Below are 24,781 nucleotides of genomic sequence, written 5' to 3'. Positions count from 1 at the left end.
CTGACGCGTTGTGATTTTCCTCACGAAGCGCTTCACACAGCTCGCATATCCGACATTTCCGCACCACGCCCTAAACGGGCATAGGCCGCACACAGGGTCGTAAGACCCAGCGCCCCACCCACGGGGGTGACCGGTGCCCCCTGCAGGCAGTTGCCCGCAAGACCCGGTTTGACCGCTTTCAACGATTCGGCGCTCGACGCTGCGTGCTTGTCTCAATGCGCCGAGTGACACATTCGAACAGGTCGGCTACGGGCCTTGTTGGGAGATCCGGCACTGTGCTGGAATTCCCCGGACCGCCGCATCTCATCGAACCGGCGCGCAGGGGGCGCGCACGAGTACCGAGCGGTGGTGATGGGCACATCTGCCTCCTCGTGACCCGGGGCGGCCTGAGCCCCCATGACTCGACACCGTCCTGTCCGCTTCATTGCGGGGGACGCCTGGTCCAGAGGTTGCGACGCTAGTGCAGGGACGTTTCAAGAGGGACAACGGCGCTGCGGGCGACCCGGAGCAACAGCCCGGCGGCACCGGCAGCGGTTCGGCGCAAGCGGCTGCCGACTCCGGAGCCGCCACGCCCGGGACCACTGCGGCCACCGGCCGGTCGACCACGCCCAGCGGCATCGAGGCGGGCCGGATCACCGGGCTGGACACGAAGCCCGGTCCGCGCATAGCCATGCGCAACTGGCGCATCAGCACCCGGCTCGTCTCCCTGCTCGCGCTGCCCGTGGTGACCGCCTCGGCGCTCGGTGGTCTGCGCATCAACAGCTCGCTGGACAACATCAGCCAGCTCGAGCACATGAAGACGCTGACCGACATCACCGAGCACGCGACCGACCTGGCCGCCTCCCTGCAGGAGGAGCGCGACAGCTCGGCGGGACCGCTGGCATCGCACCAGAAGGACAGCGACGCGGTCGCCGCCTCACGCGCCGCGACCGCCCGCGAGCTGAAGCAGTACCAGGCGGCCACCGACAACATCTCGGCCGACGACCCGGTCTTCAGCGGCGTCCGCACCACCCTGCTGTCGATCGGCAGCCAGCTCGCCACGCTGAACGACATCCGCAGCCGCGCGTACACCGACCAGGTCGGCATCTCGCAGACGGTCACGCAGTACGACAGCCTGATCCAGTCGCTGCTGTCGCTCTCGCAGGACATGGCGCAGGCGACCAGCAACCACGAGATGATCCAGGCCACCCGCGCGCTGGCCGCCTTCTCGTCGGCCAAGGAGTACGAGTCGATCCAGCGGGCGGTGATCAGCGCCGCCTTCGCCACCACCGGCTCGCTCAACACGAACGACTACCAGACAGTGCACTCGGCGAACGCCGAGGAGGACGCCGCGCTGACCCGCTTCCAGAACATCTACGGGTCGGCGTCGCAGCAGCTGCTGGAACCGACGAAGACCAACGACGTCATCAGCGCGCACGACACCGAAGAGGGCCGGATCGCCGCCTCGCAGGGCGGCATCACCAAGTTCCACAGCTCCTACCTCGACTGGGACGACGACGCCAGGACCAAGATCCAGGCGATGAACCAGATCGAGCGCTCCCTGCTGAACGACATGCAGCAGAAGGCGCTGAAGCTGCAGAGCGAGGCCAAGCAGGAAGCGCTGATCTCCGGCGCGATCATCCTGCTGGTGCTCGGTGTGGCCGTGGTCGGCGCCTTCATCGTCGCCCGGTCCATGATCCGCTCGCTGCGCCGGCTGCAGCAGACCGCTCAGGACGTCGCCCAGAAGCGGCTGCCCGAGCTGGTCCGCCAGCTCTCCGAGACCGACCCGCAGGACGTCGACACCTCGGTCGAGTCGATCGGCATCAACAGCCGTGACGAGATCGGCCAGGTGGCCCGCGCCTTCGACGAGGTCCACAGTGAGGCGGTACGGCTCGCGGCCGAGCAGGCGCTGCTGCGAGGGAACGTCAACGCGATGTTCACCAACCTCTCGCGCCGCAGCCAGGGCCTCATCCAGCGCCAGCTGTCGCTGATCTCCGAACTGGAGTCCCGCGAGGCCGACCCGGACCAGCTCTCCTCGCTCTTCAAGCTGGACCACCTCGCGACCCGTATGCGCCGCAACGGTGAGAACCTGCTGGTCCTCGCCGGTGAGGAGCCGGGCCGCCGGTGGACCCGCCCGGTCCCGCTGGTCGACGTGCTCCGCGCCGCCGCGTCCGAGGTGGAGCAGTACGAACGGATCGAACTGACGGCGGTCCCGTCCGCCGAGGTCACCGGCCGTATCGTCAACGACCTCGTCCACCTGCTCGCCGAGCTGCTGGAGAACGCCACCTCGTTCTCCTCGCCGCAGACGAAGGTACGGGTCACCGGTCACTCGCTGCCCGACGGCCGGGTGCTGATCGAGATCCACGACACCGGTATCGGCCTGTCCCCCGAGGACCTGGCCGACATCAACGAACGCCTCGCCAGCCCGCCCACGGTGGACGTCTCGGTCTCCCGCCGGATGGGTCTGTTCGTGGTCGGCCGGCTGTCCCTGCGGCACGGCATCCGGATCCAGCTCCGCCCCTCCGACTCCGGCGGTACGACCGCGCTGGTCATGCTGCCCGTCGACGTCACGCAGGGCGGCGCCAACCCGAAGAACGCCGGTGCCGCGCCGCGCCCGGCGGCCGCTCCCCCGGCGCAGGGCGGTGCCACCTCCGGCATCGCCGGCGCCTTCGGCAACGCGCCGCGGGTCGGCAACGCCCCGCAGCGCGGCCAGGTCGGCGGCGGGCAGCAGCGCCCGGCGATCGGCGCGGGGGCGGGCGGCGGGCGGCCCGGAGCGGGCGGCCCCGGCCAGCAGCAGGGTCAGCAGGGCGGCGCGCCGCGCTGGGCGGCCCAGGACGGCACGCAGGGCGGTTTCCCCGACGACCGCGGGATGGACACCCCGCGCGGCCACGAGGACGTGGAGGGTCCGGGCTTCGACGCTTTCGACACTCCCGCCCCCGCCGGGACAGGACCGCGGGCCGACTTCCAGCAGGGCGGACAGCCCGGTGGCCGCCCCAACCAGGGCCAGCCGAACCAGGGTCAGCAGGGGCAGCCGGGACAGGGCCGTCCGGTGGGCGGCTTCCCGCCCCCGCAGCCGCAGAACACCGGCCCCGGCGGCTTCCGTTCGGACGTCTTCGGCGGCCGTCCCGGCCCGGCCGCGCGGCACAGCGGCGGACCCGGCGGAAACGACACTCCTCCCGCTTTCAGCGGCGCGACCTCCGGCCAGTTCCCGATGCCGCCGCGGTCCGACGCCCCGGACGAGACGGCGCAGTTCCCGCAGATCCGCGAGGACGACTTCGCGCCCACCGGCTACAACAGCGGCAACGGCGGCCAGTACCAGCCGCCGCAGCAGCCCGGCCAGAACCAGGGCGGCGGCAACCAGGGCCAGAGCCAGACCGGGCAGTTCCCGCTCCCGGGCGGCGGCCTCCCGCACCGCGGCGGCCAGGGCCAAGGACAGGGTCCGGGCCAGGGTCCGGGCCAAGGGCAGCGCCAGGGCCAGCAGGGACCCGCCTACGGCGGCGGCGCCCCGCAGGACCCGTACAGCACCGGCCAGTTCCCGATGCAGGGCCAGGGCGGTCCTGGCACCACTCCCCCGGCCTTCGGCGGGGGAACCCCCGGCCAGTACCCGATGGCCCCGCAGCAGGGCGGCCCGGGCGACACCACGCAGTTCCCGCCGGTGCGCGAGAACGACTACGCCCCGACCGGCCAGGACGACCGCAACAGCCAGACCGGTCAGTTCCCCGCCCAGCAGCAGCCCGGCCCGTTCCAGGGGGCGGACGGCCCTGGCGGCCTCCCGCAGCGCGGCCCGCGCGGTCCGCAGGGCAGCCAGGGCTGGACGCCCGGCGCCCAGCAGGACCCGTTCGACACCGGCACCCACCAGCAGCTGCCGGGCCGCGGCGGCCAGGGCGAGATGCCCCCGGCGTACGGCGGCGGGGCCCCCAACCAGTACCCGCAGCAGCAGCCGGGCGACGGGCAGGGCTACCCGAACCAGCAGCGGCCGGCGCAGAACCGCCCCGAGCCGCAGGCCCCGCCGGCCGAGCCGATGGCGCTGCCGCCGGCTCCGACCCGCGGCGACGAGCCGACGCCGATCTTCTCGGCGATCGAGTCGGACTGGTTCCGCACCGGTCAGGCCGAGCGGATGCAGCAGATCCACGTGGAGCAGGCGGCGCAGACCGCGCAGACGGGCCAGAACCCGCGGGCCCAGCAGCCCGCGCCGGCGCCGCGCCCGGTGGGCCGCACCGCGCCGCCGCAGCGGCCGCGGTCCGAACCGCAGCGGCCCGGCGGCGGTTTCCCGCCCGGGGCACCGATGGGCGCGCCGCGCCACAGCGGCGCTCCGCAGCCGGCTCAGGCCGCTCAGACCTCCCAGCAGGGTCCGGCGGCACCGATGGCCCAGCCGTTGCCGCGGGAGACGCCGAACTGGCGGAGCTCGCCGAATGACGCGCTGCGGCAGCGAGCCGAACAGATCCGGGAGCCGTCAGCCGGTGGGGTCACCCCCTCCGGTCTGCCGCGCCGGGTGCCGCGAGCCAACTTGGTCGCGGGCGGGGCGGCGCCTCAGCAGGCGCCGCAGGGTGGTCCGCAGGTTTCGCGGGCCCCCGACGATGTACGCGGACGTCTGACCAACCTCCGCAGGGGTATCCAGCAAGGCCGCCAGGCCGGCGGTCAGCCCGACGGCCGTGGTTTCGGTACGAACTCCCAGGAGCGCTAGTTGAGTGCGATGAGCCAGGCGGCACAGAATCTGAACTGGTTGATCACCAACTTCGTGGACAACACCCCCGGGGTGTCCCACACGGTGGTGGTCTCCGCCGACGGCCTGCTGCTGGCGATGTCCGACGGATTCCCCCGGGATCGCGCCGATCAACTGGCGGCCGTGGCCTCCGGTCTGACATCGCTGACAGCGGGCGCGTCCCGGATTTTCGAGGGCGGCAGTGTCAATCAGACCGTGGTCGAGATGGAGCGTGGATTCCTTTTCCTGATGTCGGTCTCCGACGGTTCCTCACTGGCCGTACTGGCGCACCCCGAGTGCGACATCGGCCTCGTCGGTTACGAAATGGCGCTGCTCGTCGACCGGGCGGGTGCGGTACTGACCCCGGATCTCCGTGCAGAGCTCCAGGGCAGTCTCATGCACTGAGCGTCCACCGGTTCGAAAGACGGCACCAAAGACGTGATCGACATCGTGCAGACCTGATCAGAACTGAAAAGACGCAGCAAGCCGCACGTTCCCGTAATTCCGCACCAGCCGTAGCACTGCCCGGACACGGAGGACCCTCATGACCCCGCCACCCGCCTCGCCGGGCCCGTACGGCGCGTCCCACCACGCGCCGTACGGGGTGGAAGGCGATCAGCCCCTGGTGCGGCCGTACGCCATGACCGGTGGCCGTACCCGGCCGCGTTACCAGCTGGCCATCGAGGCGTTGGTCAGCACCACCGCGGATCCGTCGCAGTACTCCGGACTGCTCCCGGAGCACCAGCGGATCTGCCATCTGACGCGTGAGATCAAGTCGGTGGCCGAGATCTCCGCACTACTCGCCATCCCGCTCGGCGTGGCCCGGATCCTCGTGGCCGACCTCGCCGAGGCCGGTATGGTCGCCATTCACCAGCCGGGCAGCGGCGAAGCGGGCGGCCAGCCAGATGTGACACTGCTTGAGAGGGTGCTCAGTGGACTTCGGAAGCTCTAGGCCACAGGCGCAGCCGGCGTACGGCGCGCCGCCGGCGAGGTCCACGACCTCCGCGAAGATTGTGGTGGCAGGCGGCTTCGGCGTGGGCAAGACCACGTTCGTGGGCGCGGTGTCGGAGATCAACCCGCTGCGTACCGAGGCCGTGATGACCTCGGCCTCGGCCGGCATCGACGACCTCAGCCACGTCCAGGACAAGACCACCACCACGGTGGCGATGGACTTCGGCCGTATCACGCTGGACGACGACCTGATCCTGTACCTGTTCGGTACGCCCGGGCAGGACCGGTTCTGGTTCATGTGGGACGACCTGGTGCGCGGTGCCATCGGTGCGGTGGTGCTGGTGGACACCCGCCGGCTGGCGGACTGTTTCCCGGCGGTGGACTACTTCGAGAACAGCGGTCTGCCGTTCGTGATCGCCCTCAACGGATTCGACGGACATCAGCCGTACCGTCCGGAAGAAGTCCGCGAGGCCTTGCAGATCGGCCCCGAGGCCCCCATCATCACCACCGACGCCCGTCACCGGGGCGAGGCGAAAAGCGCTTTGATCACTCTGGTCGAGCACGCGCTGCTGGCCCGTCTCAAGTAACCCATGCCACTGGCAAACTTGCCAGTTCACGAGCTACGGGGACCCGTTGTGTCATTGACACAACGGGTCCTTGTGTTCATAACATTTCGAGAGAGTTTCGGGGGCCTGTGACCACTGCTCGCGCTCATCTGATGCCGCAGCGCGTACGCCCAGCACAGGTTTTGCTGGATTTTCTGGCTTTTGCCCGTTTTATATCCACGGTTCGGATGCCGTTTCCCCCCTTCCAGACGTTTGGTCAGCGTGCCCATGACGTGCTGGAATTCGCAGAACCCGAGCGTAGGAACGGCCGGAGTCGCGCCGTCGCCGAGAGGTTGTTGGTCCAGTGAGGAACACGAGGCGAGCAGAAGCGGGCACCCCACAGGGCCCGCGGGGGAACTTCACGCCGCCCCAGCGCACGGTGGGAAGCACGTTCGTCGATCCGGCCGCGGTGGAGACGCCCGCACTGCCGGACTCGGGCAGCCGGTTCAGCATGCGCAACTGGCGGGTGGCCACCCGGCTGAACGCCATCCTCCTGATCCCGGTGCTGGTCGCCCTCGTCTTCGGCGGCTTCCGGGTCAAGAGCTCGGTCGACACCTGGCAGCAGGCCGACGACGCGGTCCGCACCGCCAACCTGATCAGGGCGGCCTCCGAGTACAGCAACGCCCTGGAGCTGGAACGCGACAACACCGCGGTCCCGCTGCTGGCCGGCCGGCGCAGCGACCCCAAGGTGTCCGCGGCCTATGCCGCCACCGACGCCGCCGCCCGCGCCTTCGACACCGCCGCGGAACACGCCCCGGCGACCGCCGAACTCAAGCGCCGGCTGGCGAACTTCCGCTCCGTCGAACCGCAGCTCGCCAGCCTCCGCAAGGCCGCGTACACCCGTCAGCTGCCCGGGGTGCAGACCGAGGAGTTCTACGTCCGGGTCCAGCACCCGCTGATGGAACTGGACAACGAACTCGGCTTCGGGACGGGCAACGCCGCCGCCTACGGCCGTACCCTCTACGCCATCTCGCTGGCCAAGTCGGCCCAGTCGCTGACCCGCTCGATCGGCACCCACATCCTGGTGCAGCAGCCGGTCCCGCCGGCCGAGCTGGCGCTGCAGAAGACGTCGCTGGGTTCGTACCAGTACCTGGAGGGCATCGCCCTGGAGGAGTTCCAGGGCGGCGGCTCCCCGCAGGACCAGGCCCGGCTGCAGGCGGCGCAGAAGGCCGCGGAGGAGAAGGGCCAGGCGGAGATCCTGGCGGCCCAGCACCAGGCGGAGCAGTCGCACACCGCCTTCGTGGTGCCGCCGGACCTGACCACGATGGTCACCGACATCGCCTCGCCCGGCCGCTCCGCCCGTGATCTCAACCGCCTGGGCATCACCCCCGAGTCGTACATGCGGGCCGCCGGCCTGTCCTACGACGCCTACCGTTCGGTCGAGACCGCGCTCACCGACCAGGCGTCCTCCGACGCCTCGAACGTCGCCTCCGACGCCCGCAAGGACGCGATCCTCAACTCGGCGATCGTGGTGGTGGCGCTGATCATCGCGTTCATCGTGGCCGGTCTGATGGCCCGGGCGATGAGCCGCAGCATGCGCCGGCTGCGCGGTGCGGCCTTCGAGATCGCCGAGACCCGGCTGCCCGGCCTGGTCGACCAGCTCTCGCGGACCGACCCGGGCCGGGTGAACACCCAGGTGGCGCCGATCCCGATCAACAGCCAGGACGAGATCGGCGAGGTCGCCCGGGCCTTCGACCAGGTGCACCGCGAGGCGGTCCGGCTGGCCGCCGAACAGGCGCTGCTCCGCGGCAACGTCAACGCGATCTTCACCAACCTCTCCCAGCGCAACCAGGGCCTCATCCAGCGCCAGCTCACCCTGATCACCGAGCTGGAGAACAACGAGGCGGACCCGGACCAGCTGGAGAACCTCTTCCGGATGGACCACCTCGCCACCCGTATGCGGCGCAACGGGGAGAACCTGCTGGTGCTCGCCGGCGAGGAGGCGGGCCGGCAGTGGAACCAGCCGGTGCCGCTGGTGGACGTGCTGCGCGCGGCGGCCTCCGAGGTGGAGGCGTACGACCGCATCGAACTGGTCGGCATCCCCGAGACCGACATCCACGGAAGCGCGGTCACCGACCTGGTGCACCTGCTCGCCGAGCTGCTGGAGAACGCCACCAGCTTCTCCTCGCCGCAGACCAAGGTCCGGGTCACCGCGACCCGGCTGCCGGACGGCCGGGTGATGATCGAGATCCACGACCGCGGCATCGGCCTGACCGCCGAGGACTTCGCCGACATCAACCACAAGCTGGCCGAGCCGCCCACCGTGGACGTCGAAGTCGCCAAGCGGATGGGCCTGTTCGTGGTCGGACGGCTGGCCGACCGGCACGGCATCCGGGTGCAGCTGCGGCCGTCGGGCGAGCAGGCGGGCACCACGTCGCTGGTGATGCTGCCGGAGCCGATCACCCACGGCGGTGGCGGCGAGGAGTTCGCCGACGAGCCGGACACCGACTTCACCGTCTCCCGGATCGTGCCGGAGCACGACGCCGCCGAGGCCTCCCCGTTCCGCCCCGCGGTGGTGTCGGCGGAGCCCGGTCAGCGCACCGCGGCCGAGCTCGGCTTCGACGACTCCCGCTACGAGCGCCAGCCAGGGCAGCCCGGTCAGCTCGACCCGGTGGGCCGCTCGCTGCTCCGCGAGGAGCGCCGGGCCCAGCTGGAGGCCGCCGCCGCCGACCGGCAGGACGAGGCGGACCTGCCGCAGCAGCGCCAGGACGAGACCGGGGCGTACGACGAGCGGCAGCCCGGATATGACGGCGGCTACGGCTACGAAGCGGCCGGCGACGGTTATCCGCCCACCGCGGACGGCTACCCATCCGATCAGAACTACGACCCGGATTACCAGCAGCAAGGACAGCAGCAGGGACAGCAGCAGGCCGGGCAGGGATACGGCCAGGGCTTCCAGCCGCCGTACGAACCGGCCCCGCAGAACGGGTTCTTCGGCGCGGCCGGGCAGTCGTACCAGGGCGCTTACGACGGCGGTTACGACCAGTCCTACCAGGGCGGCGACGGCCAGCCGGCCCAGCAGTCCTACGACCCGGCCTACGGACAGGCCGGCCAGAACGGTTACGACCCCGCCTACCAGGCCACGGGTGACGCGGCGGAGTTCCCCGGTTACCCCTCGGCTCAAGGTGACTGGACCGGAGCTGAACCCGAGGTGGCGGAATCCGTTCCGCCGCTCCCGCAACAGGCACCGGAGAGCGTAGTCTCACCCTCGCTGACGGACTCCGGCCTGCCGCGCCGCGACCGTCGGCAGCATCCCCCTCAGGAACCGAAGGAACCTCAGGAGTCTCCGGAGCCGGCTGCTCAGGAGAGTCCCGGGGAACAGAATCCTCCGCAGCCGGACGAGTCCGACTGGCGGTCGACCAACGACGAGCATTGGCAGCGGGCCGAGTCGGTCCGTGAGCCGAAGGCAGGCGGAGTCACCCCTTCCGGCCTGCCGCGGCGGGTACCCAAGGCCAACCTGGTCCCGGGTGCCGCGACGCAGACCCCGCAGGGTGGCCCACAGGTCTCCCGCGCACCGGAGGATGTACGCGGCAGGTTGAGTAATCTGCGGCGTGGCGTCCAGCAAGGGCGCACTGCTGGAACTGACACGAACGGACAGGCCACCGACAGCCGATTCGGCGGCCCCCAGAACCAGGAGCGCTAGTTGAGTCCGATGAGCCAGGCGGCACAGAATCTGAACTGGTTGATCACCAACTTCGTGGACAACACCCCCGGGGTGTCCCACACCGTGGTGGTCTCCGCCGACGGCCTGCTGCTCGCGATGTCCGACGGATTCCCCCGCGACCGCGCCGACCAGCTCGCCGCCGTCGCCTCCGGTTTGACCTCGCTCACCGCCGGTGCCTCCCGCATTTTCGAGGGCGGCAGCGTCAACCAGACCGTGGTCGAGATGGAGCGCGGCTTCCTCTTCATCATGTCCGTCTCCGACGGCTCGTCGCTGGCCGTACTGGCGCACCCCGAGTGCGACATCGGCCTCGTCGGCTACGAGATGGCCCTGCTCGTCGACCGGGCGGGCACCGTACTCACTCCGGACCTCCGGGCCGAACTGCAGGGCAGCCTGCTCAACTAACGCAAGCCCGGCATGCTGCTGGTCCGGACCCCGTCCAGGGGCCCGGACACCGGTCGGCAGGCCGTATCAGGAGGAGGACTCGTGAGCACGTCCCCCGGCGGAGATCCGTACGGCAGCCAGCAGCAGCCGCCTCTGAACCCGTATCAGTTCCCCTCGGCTCCCACTCCGGAGCCCGAGCCGCAGTACCGCCGGCCGCGTATCCAGCCGTACGCGCCGCCGCAGGCCCCGCCGCCCCAGGCCCCTCCGGGCCGGCGGGGCGGTGGGGCGAGCGGCGGCAGCCGCCGGCCCGCGCCTTCCGGTCTGGTGCGCCCGTACACGATGACCGGCGGCCGGACCAGGCCGCGCTACCAGCTGGCCATCGAGGCCCTGGTGAGTACCACCGCGGATCCCGAGCGGCTGCGGGGGCAGCTGCCGGAACACCAGCGGATCTGCCTGCTGTGCCGGGAGGTGAAGTCGGTCGCGGAGATCTCCGCGCTGCTCACCATCCCGCTCGGCGTGGTGCGGATCCTCGTGGCCGACCTGGCCGAGGCCGGTCTGGTCGCGATCCACCAGCCCGGTGGTGATGCGGCGGCCGGCGGCCAGCCTGACGTGACATTGCTTGAAAGGGTGCTCAGTGGACTTCGGAAGCTCTAGCGGTCCAACCCGCGCGACCACCTCCGCGAAAATCGTGGTGGCGGGCGGATTCGGCGTGGGCAAGACCACGCTTGTCGGTGCCGTGTCGGAGATCAATCCGCTGCGTACCGAGGCTGTGATGACCTCCGCTTCGGCCGGGATCGACGATCTCACGCACGCGCCGGACAAGACCACCACCACGGTGGCCATGGACTTCGGGCGGATCACGCTCGACGAGGACCTGATCCTCTATCTCTTCGGTACGCCCGGCCAGGACCGGTTCTGGTTCATGTGGGACGACCTGGTGCGCGGTGCCATCGGCGCGATCGTGCTGGTCGACACCCGCCGGCTGGCCGACTGCTTCCCCGCGGTGGACTACTTCGAGAACAGCGGCCTGCCGTTCGTGATCGCCCTCAACGGCTTCGACGGACACCAGCCCTACGGCCCCGAAGAAGTCCGCGAGGCGCTGCAGATCGGCCCCGAGGCCCCCATCATCACCACCGACGCCCGGCACCGCGGCGAGGCGAAGAGCGCGCTGATCACCCTGGTGGAGCACGCCCTGATGGCCCGGCTGCGCTGAGGCCGGACGGCAACGCGTACGGCCCCCACCGCCGAGGCGGTGGGGGCCGTTGTCGTGGCGGGCACTTGGCGGGCCGTCAGCCGGCCGTTCGCGCGCTGCTGCCGGGAGCGGTCAGCCCTGCCAGCTGTGCGGGGCGCGGAAGCCAGGGGTGCGCTCCAGACGGCGCCAGGCGGCCGTGGAGCGGGCCGGGCGGGCCGGGGCGGCACCGACCTCACCGGCGGCCGCGCGGGCCAGCAGGATGGCGGTCAGGGCGGCCAGCTCCTCGGGGTCGGCGTGGCCCTTCTCGACGCGCACGAGGGAATCGGTGGGAGTACTCACAGGGGTCTCCGTGGTCTGCATGACGGTGTGTTACTGGGGAGGGTTGCCGTGCTTGCGCGACGGCAGGTCGGCGTGCTTGGTGCGGAGCATGGTCAGCGAGCTGATCAGCACCTCGCGCGTCTCGGCGGGGTCGATGACGTCGTCGACCAGGCCGCGCTCGGCCGCGTAGTACGGGTGCATCAGCTCGGCCTTGTACTCCTTGACCATCCGCGCACGCATCGCGTCGGGGTCGTCGGCCTCGGCGATCTGCCGCCGGAAGATGACGTTGGCGGCACCTTCGGCGCCCATCACGGCGATCTCGTTCGTCGGCCAGGCGTAGGTCAGGTCGGCGCCGATGGACTGGGAGTCCATGACGATGTACGCGCCGCCGTACGCCTTGCGCAGGATCAGCGAGATCCGCGGCACGGTGGCGTTGCAGTAGGCGTAGAGCAGCTTGGCGCCGTGCCGGATGATCCCGCCGTGCTCCTGGGCGACACCGGGCAGGAAGCCGGGGACGTCCAGCAGGGTGATGATCGGGATGTTGAAGGCGTCGCACATCTGCACGAAGCGGGCGGCCTTCTCGGACGCCTCGATGTCCAGCACGCCGGCCAGCGACGCGGGCTGGTTGGCGACGATGCCGACCACCTGGCCGTCCAGCCGGGACAGGGCGCAGATGATGTTGGTGGCCCAGCGCTCGTGGACCTCCAGGTACTCGCCCTCGTCGACGATCTCCTCGATCACCTTGTGCATGTCGTAGGAGCGGTTGCCGTCGGCGGGCACCAGGTCCAGCAGGACGTCGCCGCGGCGGTCCGCGGGGTCGGCGGACTCGACGGCCGGCGGGTTCTCCCGGTTGTTCTGCGGGAGGAGCGAGAGCAGGTAGCGGACCTCTTCCAGGCAGGTCTGCTCATCGTCGTAGGCGAAGTGCGAGACGCCCGAGACGGCGGAGTGCACGTCGGCGCCGCCGAGGCCGTTCTGGCTGATCTGCTCGCCGGTGACCGCCTGGACCACGTCCGGGCCGGTGATGAACATCTGCGAGGTCTCACGGACCATGAAGACGAAGTCGGTGAGCGCCGGGGAGTAGGCCGCGCCGCCCGCGCACGGGCCGAGCATCACGCTGATCTGCGGGATGACGCCCGAGGCGCGGGTGTTGCGCTGGAAGATGCCGCCGTAGCCGGCCAGCGCCGAGACACCCTCCTGGATGCGGGCGCCGGCGCCGTCGTTCAGCGAGATCAGCGGGGCACCCGCCGAGATCGCCATGTCCATGATCTTGTGGATCTTCGTGGCGTGGGCCTCGCCCAGCGCGCCGCCGAAGATCCGGAAGTCGTGGGCGTAGAGGAAGACCGTACGGCCGTGCACGGTGCCCCAGCCGGTGATCACACCGTCGGTGTAGGGGCGCTTGGCCTCCAGACCGAAACCCGTCGCCCGGTGCCGCCGCAGCGGCTCGACCTCACGGAAGGACCCCTCGTCCAGCAGCAGGTCGATCCGCTCCCGTGCGGTCAGCTTGCCCTTGGCCTTCTGGGCCTCGGTCGCCTTCTCGCTCGGACCGCGCCGGACCTCCTCGCGGATCGCGTGGAGCTCGGCGACGCGCCCGCGGCTGTCGTTCGCCGCGACGGGCACCTCTTGCGATGTGGTCATGTACCGACAGTACGAGCGCGGGACCCGGTTACGGGCCATCGACTTCGTACAGTGTCCGCCGGTACTTCATGGTGGAACCCGACAGAAGGCGCTGCGGGCGAGGTCCCGCCGGTGGATCGGCGGGAGCCCGCCGTGCTCCGTTCCGCACCGGCCCGATCGGCCGCCCGGGTGATTCCCGCGGTCAGCGGTCCCGGACCGCCTCGACCACCGCCAGCACCCGGCGGGCCTCGTCCACATGGAGGTTCTCGATCATCCTGCCGTCCACCGTGACCACTCCGCGCCCCTGTGACGTGGCCTCTTCGAACGCGGCGATGATACGGCGGGACCTGTCCACTTCGGCGTCGGTCGGCGTGAAGATCCGGTTACACGGCTCCAGTTGCTTCGGATGGATCAGCGTCTTGCCGTCGAAGCCGAGCTGCCGGCTCTGCAGCGTCTCGGCCTCGAAGCCGGCCAGGTCCTGAACGTCGTTGTAGACACCGTCCAAGACGGTCTTGCCGGTGACCCGGGCCGCGAGCAGCACCAGCGACAGCGCGGTGAGCAGCGGGGCCCGGCCCGGGACGTGCTCGGCCCGCAGTTCCTTGACGAGGTCGTTGGTGCCGAGCACCAGTACGGTGAGCCGTTCGGAGGCGGCGGCGATGGCCCGCGCCTCGAAGACCGCCTCGGGTGTCTCGATCATCGCCCAGACGGCGGTGCGGTCCGGGGCGCCGCCGGCCTCCAGCGCCGCCACGATCCGCCGTACGGTGTCGGCCGAGTCGACCTTGGGCACCACCACCGCGTCAGGGCCCGCCTCGGCGGCGGCCTTGAGGTCCTCGGTGTGCCAGGGGGTGCCGGGGGCGTTGACCCGGATGGTGACCTCCCGGGGGCCGTACTCGCCGCTCGCCGCGGCCGCCGCGACCCGCTTGCGGGCGCCGGCCTTGGCGTCCGGCGCCACCGAGTCCTCCAGGTCGAGGATGAGCGCGTCGGTGGGCAGGGTCCTGGCCTTCTCCAGGGCGCGCTCGTTGGCGCCCGGCATGTAGAGGACGGAGCGGCGCGGGCGCGGTTCGGTCATCGCTGGGCCTCCTTGAGCGCCGCGGCGTACGCCTCGGCGAGTTCCGGGTCGCGGGCGGCGAGCGCGTCCGCGAGTTCCGCCACCACCTGGCACTGCTTGTACGTGGCGTCGTCCTGCATCTTGCCGTCGATCATCACCGCGCCGGTCCCGTCGCCCATGGCGTCGATCACCCGGCGTGCCCAGGCCACGTCCTGCGGGGCGGGCGAGAACACCCTCCGGGCGATGCCGATCTGCACCGGGTGCAGCGACCAGGCGCCGACGCAGCCGAGCAGGAAGGCGTTGCGGAACTGGTCCTCGCAGGCGGTGACGTCCTGGATGTCCCCGAAGGGGCCGTAGTACGGGAGGATGCCGTGCGCCGCACACGCGTCGACCATCCTCGCGATCGTGTAGTGCCACAGGTCCTGCTGGTAGGTGGCCCGGGGCCGGTCGCCGTCGGGGTCCGCACGGACCAGGTAGCCGGGGTGGCCGCCGCCGACCCGGGTGGTCTTCATCCGCCGGCTGGCGGCGAGGTCGGCGGGGCCGAGCGAGATGCCCTGCATCCGGGGGCTGGCGCCGGCGATCTCCTCGACGGCTGCCACACCGGTCGCGGTCTCCAGGATGGCGTGCACGAGGATCGGCCGGGTCACGCCGGCCTTCGCCTCCAGCTGGGCCAGCAGCCGGTCCACGTAGTGGATGTCCTGGGCGCCCTCGACCTTGGGGACCATGATCACGTCGAGCTTGTCGCCGATCTCGGTGACCAGGGTCAGCAGGTCGTCCAGCGCCCACGGGGAGTCGAGGCTGTTGACGCGCGTCCACAGCTGGGTGGCGCCGAAGTCCGTGGCGCGGGCGATCCGTACCAGGCCCGACCTCGCCGCCTCCTTGCGGTCGGCCGGGACGGCGTCCTCCAGGTTGCCCAGCGCCACGTCCACCTGGGGGACGAGGGCGGGGATCTTGGCGGCCATCTTCTCGTTGCCGGGGTCGAAGAAGTGGATCATCCGCGAGGGCCGGAACGGCACTTCGCGCACGGGGGCGGGTGCCCCCACTGCCAGGGGACGGAAGAAGTCCTTGGCCGAGCGCATGCGTATCTCCCGGGGTCGGTCGAGGGTGGGGAGGTGACGTACCCGCCACACCTTATGACCGGCCGGTACGGGCGGTTACCCGTCAGTACGTGTGCCGTTGGTCACCGGTTCCCACCGCATCGTCATATCCGGTTCCCGCTCCATGTTCCGGGAGCCGTCGTTCGTGTCGGCCACGGTGAAGCCGTGGTGGGCGTAGAAAGCGCGGGCCCCGGTGTTCTTCTGGAAGACGAAGAGCGACAGGCCGGCCGGGCAGTGCGCCTGCGCCTGACGCAGCAGCAGGGTGCCGATGCCCTGGCGGCGCACGCCGGGCAGCAGGTAGAGCGCGTCCAGCACGCCGTCCGCGACGGCCGCGTACCCGACCACGGCGCCGTCCGTCTCGGCCACCCAGACGGCCGCCCCGGGCAGCACGATGTCCCGTACCCACGCCACGACTTGCTCGTCGGTACGGCGGCGCGGCGGGAGGTACGGCATCGTCGCCTCGCGGGAGGTGACATGGACGTGCGCGATGGCGGCGGCGTCTTCCGCGGCGGCCGGGCGGATGAGGGCTCGGGTCACCGGGGCACCCTACGGGGGCGCCCGTGACGGCTTCGAACGGTTTTCCGCGGCGCCGGGCGGGAGCTTCGGGCCGGTCCCTACAGCGCGGGCAGATCGAGCCGCCCGGTGCCCTGGCGGCGGTCGCGGAGCACGGTCGGTTCACCGGTGAGGGCGCCGTCCAGGTCGGTGGTGACCAGGAGGGCGTGATCGCCGTACGAGCCGGGCGTGTCGCCGGCGTCGCGGAAGACCACATAGCCCTTGACCCGGTCGAGCCGGCCGGGCAGCAGCGGTGTGGCACCGAGGAGGACGACCGGCTCCGCGCCGGGGAGCTCGGCCGCCAGCCAGCGTGCCGCGCTCGCCATCGCCGCGGCCTCGTAGGTCTGCTGGAGGTGGAAGGGGCGGACCACGCCGAGCGCCGGGGTGCCGTCGGGGCGGTACGAGAGCCGGTGGTAGGGGCGGCGGCCGGAGAGGGCGGCGAGCCGGCGGCGGCCGGTCGCCCACAGCAGGGTGGGCAGGCCGGCCGGCTCGGGCGGGAGGGCGCGGGCCACCTCGGGAGGGGCGATCAGCACGCTGGAGACTCCGGTGGACGTCGTGCAGGACCGCAGGCCGGTCAGTATCTCGTCGAGGGTGGCGGCGGTGAGGTCCGCGGTCACCCAGGGCGTGTCCAGCGTCTCGCTCATCCCGAGCACCGGGTAACCGGCCGCGGCGAAGGCGGAGTTGACGGTCCGCCAGCGCTCCGCCGCGGCCTGCCCCGTGGCGACCGCCGCCCGGACCGCGGCCTCGTCCGGTTCTCTGCCGCCGCCGGCGGTCCGCAGCCGTACCACCGCGTCCGGGTCGCCGGTGACGGCGAAGACGATCTCGCTGCCGGTGGTCTGCGGAAAGAGTGTGCGCGCCGCCACCACCCGCAGGCCGCCGGGAAACACCCGCTCCGCGGCGACCGCGGCGGCCTTGCGGTCCCGCCGGGTCGTCGTCAGCCGCAGCACTCCCGCCGCGGCCCCCACCACCGTCCAGGCGAAGTTCCCCATGGGCCAGGACTGTAACCGCACGGCGGTGGGGGCTCCAGGAAACGGTCAGCAGCCGCCGCAGGTGTAGAAGAGGACGTCCCAGTGGTTGCCCTCGTCGGCGTAGATGTTGCTGGAGGCGGCCTGCCACTGCGGGTAGCCGTCGCCGCGCAGGCCGATGTATGTGAACGTGTTGTGGACGTAGTTGGTGAGGCAGGTGTTCTTGCCGAAGTCCAGTTTGTAGCCGTTGTAGTGCGAGTACGTCCCGCTGGCGTGGCCGACCTCGGTGCCGCCGGTGATGTTCAGGGCGCAGCCGCTGGCCTGCTTGAGGGTGACCGCGCCCTGGGCGGTGGTCAGGTTGAGCTGGTCGAACGACGTACAGGTGGAGTTGGCGCGGTTGGAACAGCCGCCGGACGACGACCAGGTGATGCCGGCCGCGCTGAACATGCTGGTCGCCTGGGCGTGGGTCAGCTTGCTGACCGCGTACGCGTCGTGGCTGGACGCGAGGCCGGCGCCGGGGGTGAAGAGCACCAGGAGGATCAGCGCGAAACCGCTGATCAGGGCGCGCATACGGGGGTGCGGTCGCATCGTCTTCATACGGTTTCCTCCTGCGGTCGATGGGGTGCAGGTGGCGCAGGAGGCAAGTGTGCGGGAGTTCTACGCGCGTCCGCCAGAGGGCGGGCAGTGAACTTCCTGTGCGGTGCGGGCAGTCGCACGCGCGGGCGCGGTGCGGCCGGCGGGGACGAGGTCCCCGCGCGGTCCGCGCCGCGCCCGGTCAGGCGGTGGGTGGCGCCGGGGTCAGGACTCCTCGACCGCCTTCTTGATCCGCTCGCCGAAGGCCGGCGCGTCCTTGCGGGCCGCGCTCAGCGCGAGGCCGACGAGGAGCTTGCCGATGCCGTGCCCTTCGAGGGTGTTGTGGATCCGCACTTTGGTGCCGCCGTCGGCGGTGGGTTCCAGGTCGTACCCGCCCTCGGTCGCCGTCACCGAGTTCTTCGACGTTTCGGTCCAGCGCACTTTGGTGGGCGCTTCGAACTCGGTGATACGGAACTCCCGTTTGCTGGTCATTCCGGCGTCCTTGACCGTACTGCGGAAGATCGTGCCGACCGCGGTAGGGCCCTCCGGAACCTTCTCGATCTCCTGCACCCGGGGGCTGAACTTCGGGTCGTTCGTGCCGTCCCCGAGAAATGCGAATACTTCCTCGATGGGCCGGGCAATCTCGGTGGTCGCTTCGAACTGTCCGCTCATGACCGATCACTCCTTGGTATTGCGCAGGCAGGTCACGCAGACACGTGCCCGGTCCGCGCAGATGCAGTCATTGTCGCGGTCCGCTCCCCCGCTCACCACCGGAATCCGGCAACCCGCGGCCGCACGGCCCGCCCCGGTGCCGATCCGGTGCCCAGTGGCGGCACCGCACGACTGGCGCCACAGTGAAAGGAGGGGCCGGTTTCGCTGCAAAGCGTACGTAGGGGCTATTTCACCCTCCCGAGCGAATCCTTCCGGTGAACCGCGGCGGTGGAACCCTCCCGAGCGAACCATCACAGCCAAAGGAGTCTCCATGGCAACCACCGAGAACCCGACCTCCACCATCTCGAACCGGAAGAAGGAATTGCCCGGTAAAACCTCCATTGCCGATTCTGTGGTGGCCACGATCGCCGGAATTGCCGCGCGTGAGGTCGACGGGGTCTACGCGATGGGCGCGGGTGCTTCCCGGGCAGTGGGCGCCATGCGGGACCGGGTCGCACGCTCGGTGGACCCCACCCGTGGTGTGAAGGTGGAGGTCGGCGAGAAGCAGGCCGCCCTGGACCTCGACATCGTGGTGCTCTACGGCACCGCCATCGGCGACGCCGCGGCCGAGATCCGCTACGAGGTGGCGACCGCCGTCGAGCGGATGACCGGACTGGAGGTCGTCGAGATCAACATCAACGCGCGGGACGTCCATGTCCCCGGCGACGACAGTGACGACGAAGAGGACGAGGCCCGGGTCCACTGACCCGCCGGGCGGGACGGCGGGCACCGGGTGGCGCCTGCCCCCCGGCTCCGGCCCGGTCACCGCCGGCCCGGCGGCATCGCCGGAGCCCGGGGCGGGCGGAGCCGGCGGGTGGCTGTCAGGCGGCGGCGCGCAGCGGCGCGAGCGCCGTGCTCCAGGCCACCACCTGGTCGAGGGTGACGGTGAGGGCGTCGTGCTGGAAGTCCGTCGGCTTGAAGACGCTGAAGTTCTCGAAGTCGGTGAAGAGCGACAGGGCGACCTGGGCCCGGACGTCGGCCATCTGCAGTTCGCCGGCGATCAGCCGCAGGTGCTCGACCGCGCGGGTGCCGCCGGCCGAGCCGTAGCTGACGAAGCCGACCGCCTTGTTGTTCCACTCGCCGTAGAGGAAGTCGATGGCGTTCTTCAGGGCGCCCGAGGTGGAGTGGTTGTACTCCGGGGTGACCATGACGTAGCCGTCGAAGGAAGCGATCTTGGCGGCCCACTCCTGGGTGTGCGGCTGGCTGTACTGGCCCATCGACGGCGGGATCGCCTCGTCGAGGTGCGGCAGCTTGTAGTCGAGCAGGTCGACGAGTTCGTACTCGGCGTCGGTGCGCCGCTGCGCGATCTCGGTGACCCAGCGGGCGACGGCCTCCCCGTTCCGTCCGGGGCGGGTGCTGCCGAGGATGATTCCGATCCTGGTCATGAGAATCCTTGATCCTTTTGCGTTGAGACCGCGCGGACCTGCTCGTTCGCCGGTCCGCGCGGCATCCGGCCGGCGGACCGGCGGACTTCCTTGCTTCGTCAAGCATTCACGGTAGACCTTGCTTCGTCAAGCAACTACAGTGGTGACATGTCCACCGCAGCGGAGCGCACCACGTCACCCCAGCCCATGAACCCGGACGAGGAAGCGTTTCTGCGTGCCCTCGGCCGGGTGATGACTCTCCTGCCACGGGCGATCGACGCGGACATGATGCGGGACCGGCAGATGCCGCTCTCCGAATACACCGCGCTGATGAACCTCTCGGAGGCGCCGGGCCGGCAGATGCGGATGAACGAGCTGGCCACCGCGTGCATGCTCTCGCTGAGCGGGATGACCCGGGTGGTCACCCGGCTGGAGAGCCGGGGGCTGGCCGAGCGGGTCAAGTGCGACGAGGACGCCCGCGGGCTCAACGCCGTACTGACCGACGCGGGCCTGGCCCGGCTCCGCGAGGCGTGGCCGGCCCATCTGGCCAGTGTCCGCCGTCACGTGATGGACCACCTCGAAGGTGCCGACCTCGCCGCCTTCACCGCGGTCCTCAACCGCTTCCCGCTCTGACGCCCCGGCGGCAGCGCCCCTTCAAGGAGTACGCCATGACCACCCCAGCGCCGGCCACCCGCCCGAACGGCGACGCCGGCATCACCATCGGCCTCGACACCTTCGGCGATGTGACCAACGCCGCCGACGGCAGCACGTTCAGCCATGCCCAGACCATCCGCGGGCTGGTCGAGGAGGGGGTGCTCGCGGACGGCGTCGGCCTGGACTACTTCGGTATCGGCGAGCACCACACCGACGCGATGCCGCTGTCGGCCGCCGATGTCGTCCTGTCCGCGATCGCCGCGCGCACCGGCCGCATCCACCTCGGCTCCGCGGTGACGGTGATCAGCTCCGACGACCCGGTCCGGGTCTTCCAGCGCTACGCCACGCTCGACGCGGTGTCCGGCGGCCGGGCGGAGGTGATCCTCGGCCGCGGCTCGAGCACCGAGTCCTTCCCGCTCTTCGGCTACGACCTGGGCGACTACGAGCGGCTCTTCGAGGAGAAGCTGGATCTCTTCGCCGAACTGCTCAAGGAGAAGCCGGTCGTCTGGTCAGGTGACACCCGTCCGCCGCTGAACGGTCTGACGGTGTACCCGCACACCGAGTCCGGCCCGATCCCGACCTGGGTCGGCGTCGGCGGCAGCCCGCAGTCGGTGGTGCGCACCGCCCGGTACGGGTTCTCCCTGATGCTCGCGATCATCGGCGGGGAGACCGCGCGGTTCGCGCCCTTCGCCGGCCTCTTCGCGCAGGCGCTGGAGAAGTTCGGGCAGCCGGCCCGGCCGGTCGGGGTGCACGCGCCCGGCCATGTCGCGGCGACCGACGAGCAGGCGGTCGAGGAGTTCCTGCCGGCCTTCGAGGCGGTCTTCCGCCGGGTCTCCCGCGAGCGCGGCTTCCACCCGCCGACCCGGGAGAGCCTGGCCCGCGACATCGGCCCCGGCGGCGCGCTGCACATCGGCTCCCCCGAGACGGTCGCCCGGAAGATCACCGGCACCCTCAAGAACCTCGGCGCGACCCGCTTCGACCTGAAGTACGGCATGAACGGCATGCCGCACTCCGCCCTGATGACCAGTATCGAGCTCTACGGAACGAAGGTCGCACCCCTGGTCCGGGACATGATGAGCGACTCCTGAGCCACCCGGAAGACCCGGAAGCAGCGCCGGAAGCCGGCTTCACAACCGCCGGAAGCCGCCCGCTGCCCGCCCGCACCGCGCCCGGCCCGCCACGACAGGGTCACGCCGGGCCGGTGCGGGCGGGCAGCGTACCGGCGGCTACTCCTGCGGTTCGAGGCCGGCCTTCATCAGGCCGTAGGCGTAGGCGTCGTCGAGGGCCTGCCAGGACGCGGCGATGACGTTGTCGGCGACGCCGACGGTGGACCACTCGACCGCGCCGTCGGTGGTCGTGATCAGCACCCGGGTGGTGGAGTCGGTGCCCGAACGGCCTTCGAGGATACGGACCTTGTAGTCGACCAGGGCGAAGTGCGCGAGCTGCGGGTAGATCTGCTCCAGGGCGGCGAGCAGCGCCCGGTCCAGCGCGTTGACCGGGCCGTTGCCCTCCGCGGTGGCGACGATGCGCTCGCCCTTCGCCCAGAGCTTCACGGTCGCCTCGTTGGCGTGCGTGCCGTCGGGGCGGTCCTCGGTGATCGCGCGCCATGACTCGGTACGGAAGAAGCGGCGCTGGCGGCCGTCCACCTCGGCTCGCAGCAGCAGCGCGAAGGAGGCGTCGGCGGCCTCGTACGTGTAGCCCCTGAGCTCGCGCTCCTTGACCCGGTCGACCACCCGGCCGACCAGTTCGCGGTCGCCGCCGAGGTCGATGCCCAGTTCCTTGCCCTTGAGCTCGATGGAGGCGCGGCCCGCCATGTCGGAGACCAGCATCCGCATGGTGTTGCCGACGAGTTCGGGGTCGATGTGCTGGTAGAGGTCGGGGTCCACCTTGATCGCGGAGGCGTGCAGCCCGGCCTTGTGCGCGAAGGCCGAGACGCCGACGTACGGCTGGTGCGTGTGGGACGGGAGGTTGACCACCTCGGCGATGGCGTGCGAGATCCGGGTCATCTCGCCGAGCGCGCCCTCGGGCAGGACCCGGCGCCCGTGCTTGAGTTCCAGCGCGGCGACCACCGGGAAGAGGTTGGAGTTGCCGACCCGCTCGCCGTAGCCGTTGGCGGTGCACTGCACATGGGTGGCGCCGGCGTCCACCGCGGCCAGCGTGTTGGCGACCGCGCAGCCGGTGTCGTCCTGGGCGTGGATGCCGAGCCGGGCGCCGGTGTCGGCGAGGACCAGGCCGGTGACGGCCTGCACCTGGGCGGGGAGCATGCCGCCGTTGGTGTCGCACAGGACGACCACGGAGGCGCCTGCCTCGTGCGCGGTCCGCACCACCAAGGTCGCGTACTCGGCGTTGGCCCGGTAGCCGTCGAAGAAGTGCTCGCAGTCCACGAAGACCCGGCGGCCCTCGGCCACCAGGTGGGCGACGGTGTCACGGACCATCGCGAGGTTCTCGTCGAGGGTCGTGCGCAGGGCGAGTTCGACATGGCGGTCGTGCGACTTGGCGACCAGCGTGATCACCGGGGCGCCCGAGTCGAGCAGCGCCTTGACCTGCGGGTCGTCGGCGGCCTTGGAGTTGGGGCGGCGGGTGGCGCCGAACGCGACGAGGGTGGCGTGCTGGAGTTCCAGCTCCTTGGCGGCGCGGGCGAAGAACTCGGTGTCGCGGGGGTTCGCGCCGGGCCAGCCGCCCTCGATGAATCCCACTCCGAAGTCGTCCAGGTGCCGGGCGATCGTCAGCTTGTCGGCGACGGTGAGGTTGATCCCCTCACGCTGGGCGCCGTCGCGCAGCGTCGTGTCGAAGACATGGAAGCTGTCGTCCAGTTCGGCGGTCATGGCGTTGTTGGCTCCTTCGGGTGAGTGGGTTGCCTCCGGGCGGGCGGGCCGTACCGGAGGTTCCGACTCCACTTGCCCCCATCATCCCGCGTGCCTCGCGCCTCCGGCGGTGTGGGCCGGGAAACGAAAAAACCCCTCGCGGATGCGAGAGGTCTGCACGCGGGTCTGGGACTCGGTGACGCTCCACTGGGATCAGTGGCAGGGTCACTGCGGACCGGCGTGCGGGCGCCGAATAATCATGGCGAACGAGTGCACGCCAGCAGTCTTGCACATCTTCCGGGCATCGGGCACGGCGGTCTCACCATCCGGGCCGACGCCCCCACCGGCGGCCCCCCGGACGAGGCCCGGGGGAGGTGTTCGCCCCTCCCCCCGCGCCCTCTTCGGGCACCTACACGCCCAGCGGGTGCATCCAGCCGTGCGGGTCGGCGGCATGTCCGGTCTGGATGTCGAGCAGCGCGGCGCGCAACCGCATCGTCACCTCGCCGGACCCTCCGTCCCCCACCGACCAGTCCGCCCGGGTGGACTTGACCGAGCCGACCGGGGTGATCACCGCGGCCGTGCCGCAGGCGAAGACCTCCGTGATGGACCCGTCCTCGTTCCCCCGCTTCCAGTCGTCGACGCTGATCCGGCCTTCGGCCACCTCGTACCCGAGGTCGGCGGCGATGGTCAGCAGCGAGTCGCGGGTGATGCCCGGCAGCAGCGAACCGGTGAGCTCGGGGGTGACGATCCTGTCGCCGTAGACGAAGTACAGGTTCATGCCGCCCATCTCCTCGATCCAGCGGCGCTCGATCGCGTCGAGCCAGACGACCTGGTCGCAGCCGTGCTCGATCGCCTGGGCCTGGGCGACGAGGGAGGCCGCGTAGTTGCCGCCGGTCTTGGCCGCGCCGGTGCCGCCGGGGGCCGCCCGGACGTACTCCTCGGAGAGCCAGACCGAGACCGGCTTCACACCGCCGGAGAAGTAGGCGCCGGCCGGGGAGGCGATGACCAGGAAGAGATATTCGTTCGACGGGCGGACACCGAGTCCGATCTCGGTGGCGATCATGAAGGGCCGCAGGTAGAGAGAGGCCTCACCCTCGCTGGGCACCCACGCCCGGTCCTGGGCGACCAGCACCTCGCACGCCTCGATGAACGTCTCCACCGGCAGCTCCGGCATGGCCAGCCGGCGCGAGGACGCCTGGAAGCGCAGCGCGTTCGCCTCGGGGCGGAAGGTGGCCACCGTGCCGTCCGGCTGCTGGTACGCCTTGAGGCCCTCGAAGATCGTCTGGGCGTAGTGCAGCGTCATGTTCGCCGGGTCGAGGGAGAGCGGTGCGTACGGCACCAGCTGGGCGTCGTGCCAGCCGCGGCCCTCGGTCCACTTGATGGTGACCATGTGGTCGGTGAAGTGACGGCCGAAGCCGGGGCTCGCCAGGATCGCTTCCCGCTCGGCGTCGGCGAGCGGGTGCGCGGAGGGCTTGAGCTCGATCGTGGGCTTCGTCGTCATGTCTGTGTCCTTCACCGTGTCTGCTGCCGTCCCGATGCTAGGACGTCCGAGCTTCCCGCCGGAATGCGGCCCCGCCCTCGATTGTCGCAGGGCGGGGCCGTGGGCA

Annotated in this window: 22 protein-coding genes; 11 read left to right on the top strand and 11 right to left on the bottom strand. The window is 70.9% G+C overall.

Going from position 1 to position 24,781, the window contains the following annotated elements; all coding sequences use genetic code 11:
* Positions 1-460: 460 nt before the first annotated feature.
* From OG552_RS26325 to OG552_RS26290, 8 genes are all read left to right on the top strand, one after another.
* Positions 461-4,663 (top strand): nitrate- and nitrite sensing domain-containing protein, encoded by a 4,203-nt coding sequence (locus tag OG552_RS26325; RefSeq protein ID WP_329137002.1) that lies wholly within the window; start codon positions 461-463, stop codon positions 4,661-4,663.
* Between the two features lie 9 nt (positions 4,664-4,672).
* Positions 4,673-5,086, top strand: coding sequence for a roadblock/LC7 domain-containing protein (locus tag OG552_RS26320; RefSeq protein ID WP_093737125.1), 414 nt, complete (start codon positions 4,673-4,675; stop codon positions 5,084-5,086).
* Between the two features lie 139 nt (positions 5,087-5,225).
* Positions 5,226-5,633, top strand: a complete 408-nt coding sequence (locus OG552_RS26315; protein WP_093737126.1) for a DUF742 domain-containing protein — start codon at positions 5,226-5,228, stop codon at positions 5,631-5,633.
* Positions 5,614-6,219 carry a GTP-binding protein gene (locus OG552_RS26310; protein ID WP_329136999.1) on the top strand — a complete coding sequence of 202 codons (606 nt, stop codon included), beginning with the start codon at positions 5,614-5,616 and terminating at the stop codon, positions 6,217-6,219. The genes OG552_RS26315 and OG552_RS26310 overlap by 20 nt, the downstream gene beginning before the upstream one ends.
* A gap of 469 nt (positions 6,220-6,688) precedes the next feature.
* Positions 6,689-9,880, top strand: coding sequence for a sensor histidine kinase (locus OG552_RS26305; protein ID WP_329141146.1), 3,192 nt, complete (start codon positions 6,689-6,691; stop codon positions 9,878-9,880).
* Between the two features lie 9 nt (positions 9,881-9,889).
* On the top strand, positions 9,890-10,303 hold the full coding sequence (locus OG552_RS26300; RefSeq protein WP_033173109.1) for a roadblock/LC7 domain-containing protein: 414 nt from the start codon (positions 9,890-9,892) through the stop codon (positions 10,301-10,303).
* Between the two features lie 81 nt (positions 10,304-10,384).
* Complete coding sequence (locus tag OG552_RS26295; RefSeq protein WP_329136997.1) at positions 10,385-10,936, top strand: DUF742 domain-containing protein; 552 nt, start codon at positions 10,385-10,387, stop codon at positions 10,934-10,936.
* A complete protein-coding gene (locus OG552_RS26290; RefSeq protein WP_329136995.1) occupies positions 10,917-11,495 on the top strand; it encodes a GTP-binding protein in 579 nt (192 codons plus the stop codon). The genes OG552_RS26295 and OG552_RS26290 overlap by 20 nt, the downstream gene beginning before the upstream one ends.
* Positions 11,496-11,606: 111 nt before the next feature.
* Here OG552_RS26290 and OG552_RS26285 read toward each other — a convergent pair whose 3' ends face one another.
* From OG552_RS26285 to OG552_RS26250, 8 genes are all read right to left on the bottom strand, one after another.
* Complete coding sequence (locus OG552_RS26285) at positions 11,607-11,834, bottom strand: acyl-CoA carboxylase epsilon subunit (RefSeq protein ID WP_329136993.1); 228 nt, start codon at positions 11,832-11,834, stop codon at positions 11,607-11,609.
* Between the two features lie 9 nt (positions 11,835-11,843).
* Positions 11,844-13,427: an acyl-CoA carboxylase subunit beta gene (locus OG552_RS26280; protein WP_329136991.1), complete on the bottom strand. Its 1,584-nt coding sequence runs from the start codon at positions 13,425-13,427 to the stop codon at positions 11,844-11,846.
* A 181-nt stretch (positions 13,428-13,608) separates the two neighbouring features.
* Complete coding sequence (locus OG552_RS26275; protein WP_329136989.1) at positions 13,609-14,475, bottom strand: HpcH/HpaI aldolase/citrate lyase family protein; 867 nt, start codon at positions 14,473-14,475, stop codon at positions 13,609-13,611.
* A complete protein-coding gene (locus OG552_RS26270) occupies positions 14,472-15,533 on the bottom strand; it encodes an HpcH/HpaI aldolase/citrate lyase family protein (protein WP_329136987.1) in 1,062 nt (353 codons plus the stop codon). Before OG552_RS26270 ends, OG552_RS26275 begins: the two co-directional genes overlap by 4 nt.
* Before the next feature lie 75 nt (positions 15,534-15,608).
* Positions 15,609-16,088: a GNAT family N-acetyltransferase gene (locus OG552_RS26265; RefSeq protein ID WP_329136985.1), complete on the bottom strand. Its 480-nt coding sequence runs from the start codon at positions 16,086-16,088 to the stop codon at positions 15,609-15,611.
* Positions 16,089-16,165: 77 nt separating this feature from the next.
* A complete protein-coding gene (locus OG552_RS26260) occupies positions 16,166-17,092 on the bottom strand; it encodes a hypothetical protein (RefSeq protein ID WP_329136983.1) in 927 nt (308 codons plus the stop codon).
* Positions 17,093-17,137: 45 nt separating this feature from the next.
* Entirely contained in the window at positions 17,138-17,656 is a 519-nt protein-coding gene (locus OG552_RS26255) for a hypothetical protein (RefSeq protein ID WP_329141144.1), read from the bottom strand.
* Positions 17,657-17,866: 210 nt separating this feature from the next.
* Positions 17,867-18,313, bottom strand: coding sequence for an SRPBCC family protein (locus tag OG552_RS26250; RefSeq protein ID WP_329136981.1), 447 nt, complete (start codon positions 18,311-18,313; stop codon positions 17,867-17,869).
* A gap of 310 nt (positions 18,314-18,623) precedes the next feature.
* Between OG552_RS26250 and OG552_RS26245 the strand changes: the two genes are divergently transcribed.
* Entirely contained in the window at positions 18,624-19,058 is a 435-nt protein-coding gene (locus tag OG552_RS26245; RefSeq protein WP_329136980.1) for an Asp23/Gls24 family envelope stress response protein, read from the top strand.
* Positions 19,059-19,173: 115 nt separating this feature from the next.
* On the opposite strand, the gene OG552_RS26240 is transcribed toward OG552_RS26245, so the two are convergent.
* Positions 19,174-19,737 (bottom strand): NADPH-dependent FMN reductase, encoded by a 564-nt coding sequence (locus OG552_RS26240; protein WP_329136978.1) that lies wholly within the window; start codon positions 19,735-19,737, stop codon positions 19,174-19,176.
* Between the two features lie 147 nt (positions 19,738-19,884).
* Between OG552_RS26240 and OG552_RS26235 the strand changes: the two genes are divergently transcribed.
* Together OG552_RS26235 and OG552_RS26230 are read left to right on the top strand one after the other, a co-directional pair.
* Positions 19,885-20,349 (top strand): MarR family winged helix-turn-helix transcriptional regulator, encoded by a 465-nt coding sequence (locus tag OG552_RS26235; RefSeq protein WP_329136976.1) that lies wholly within the window; start codon positions 19,885-19,887, stop codon positions 20,347-20,349.
* 35 nt (positions 20,350-20,384) lie between these two features.
* Positions 20,385-21,458: an LLM class flavin-dependent oxidoreductase gene (locus OG552_RS26230; RefSeq protein ID WP_329136974.1), complete on the top strand. Its 1,074-nt coding sequence runs from the start codon at positions 20,385-20,387 to the stop codon at positions 21,456-21,458.
* Between the two features lie 138 nt (positions 21,459-21,596).
* Here OG552_RS26230 and cimA read toward each other — a convergent pair whose 3' ends face one another.
* Positions 21,597-23,195, bottom strand: coding sequence for a citramalate synthase (cimA, locus tag OG552_RS26225; RefSeq protein ID WP_329136972.1), 1,599 nt, complete (start codon positions 23,193-23,195; stop codon positions 21,597-21,599).
* Positions 23,196-23,583: 388 nt separating this feature from the next.
* Positions 23,584-24,675 carry a branched-chain amino acid aminotransferase gene (locus tag OG552_RS26220; RefSeq protein ID WP_329136970.1) on the bottom strand — a complete coding sequence of 364 codons (1,092 nt, stop codon included), beginning with the start codon at positions 24,673-24,675 and terminating at the stop codon, positions 23,584-23,586.
* Positions 24,676-24,781 lie beyond the last annotated feature (106 nt).

Origin of the sequence: Streptomyces sp. NBC_01476 (genome assembly GCF_036227265.1) — a bacterium.
GTDB lineage: Bacteria > Actinomycetota > Actinomycetes > Streptomycetales > Streptomycetaceae > Actinacidiphila.
Note: the sequence above shows the minus strand (reverse complement) of the source record. Positions and strands in the feature narration are given on the sequence as shown.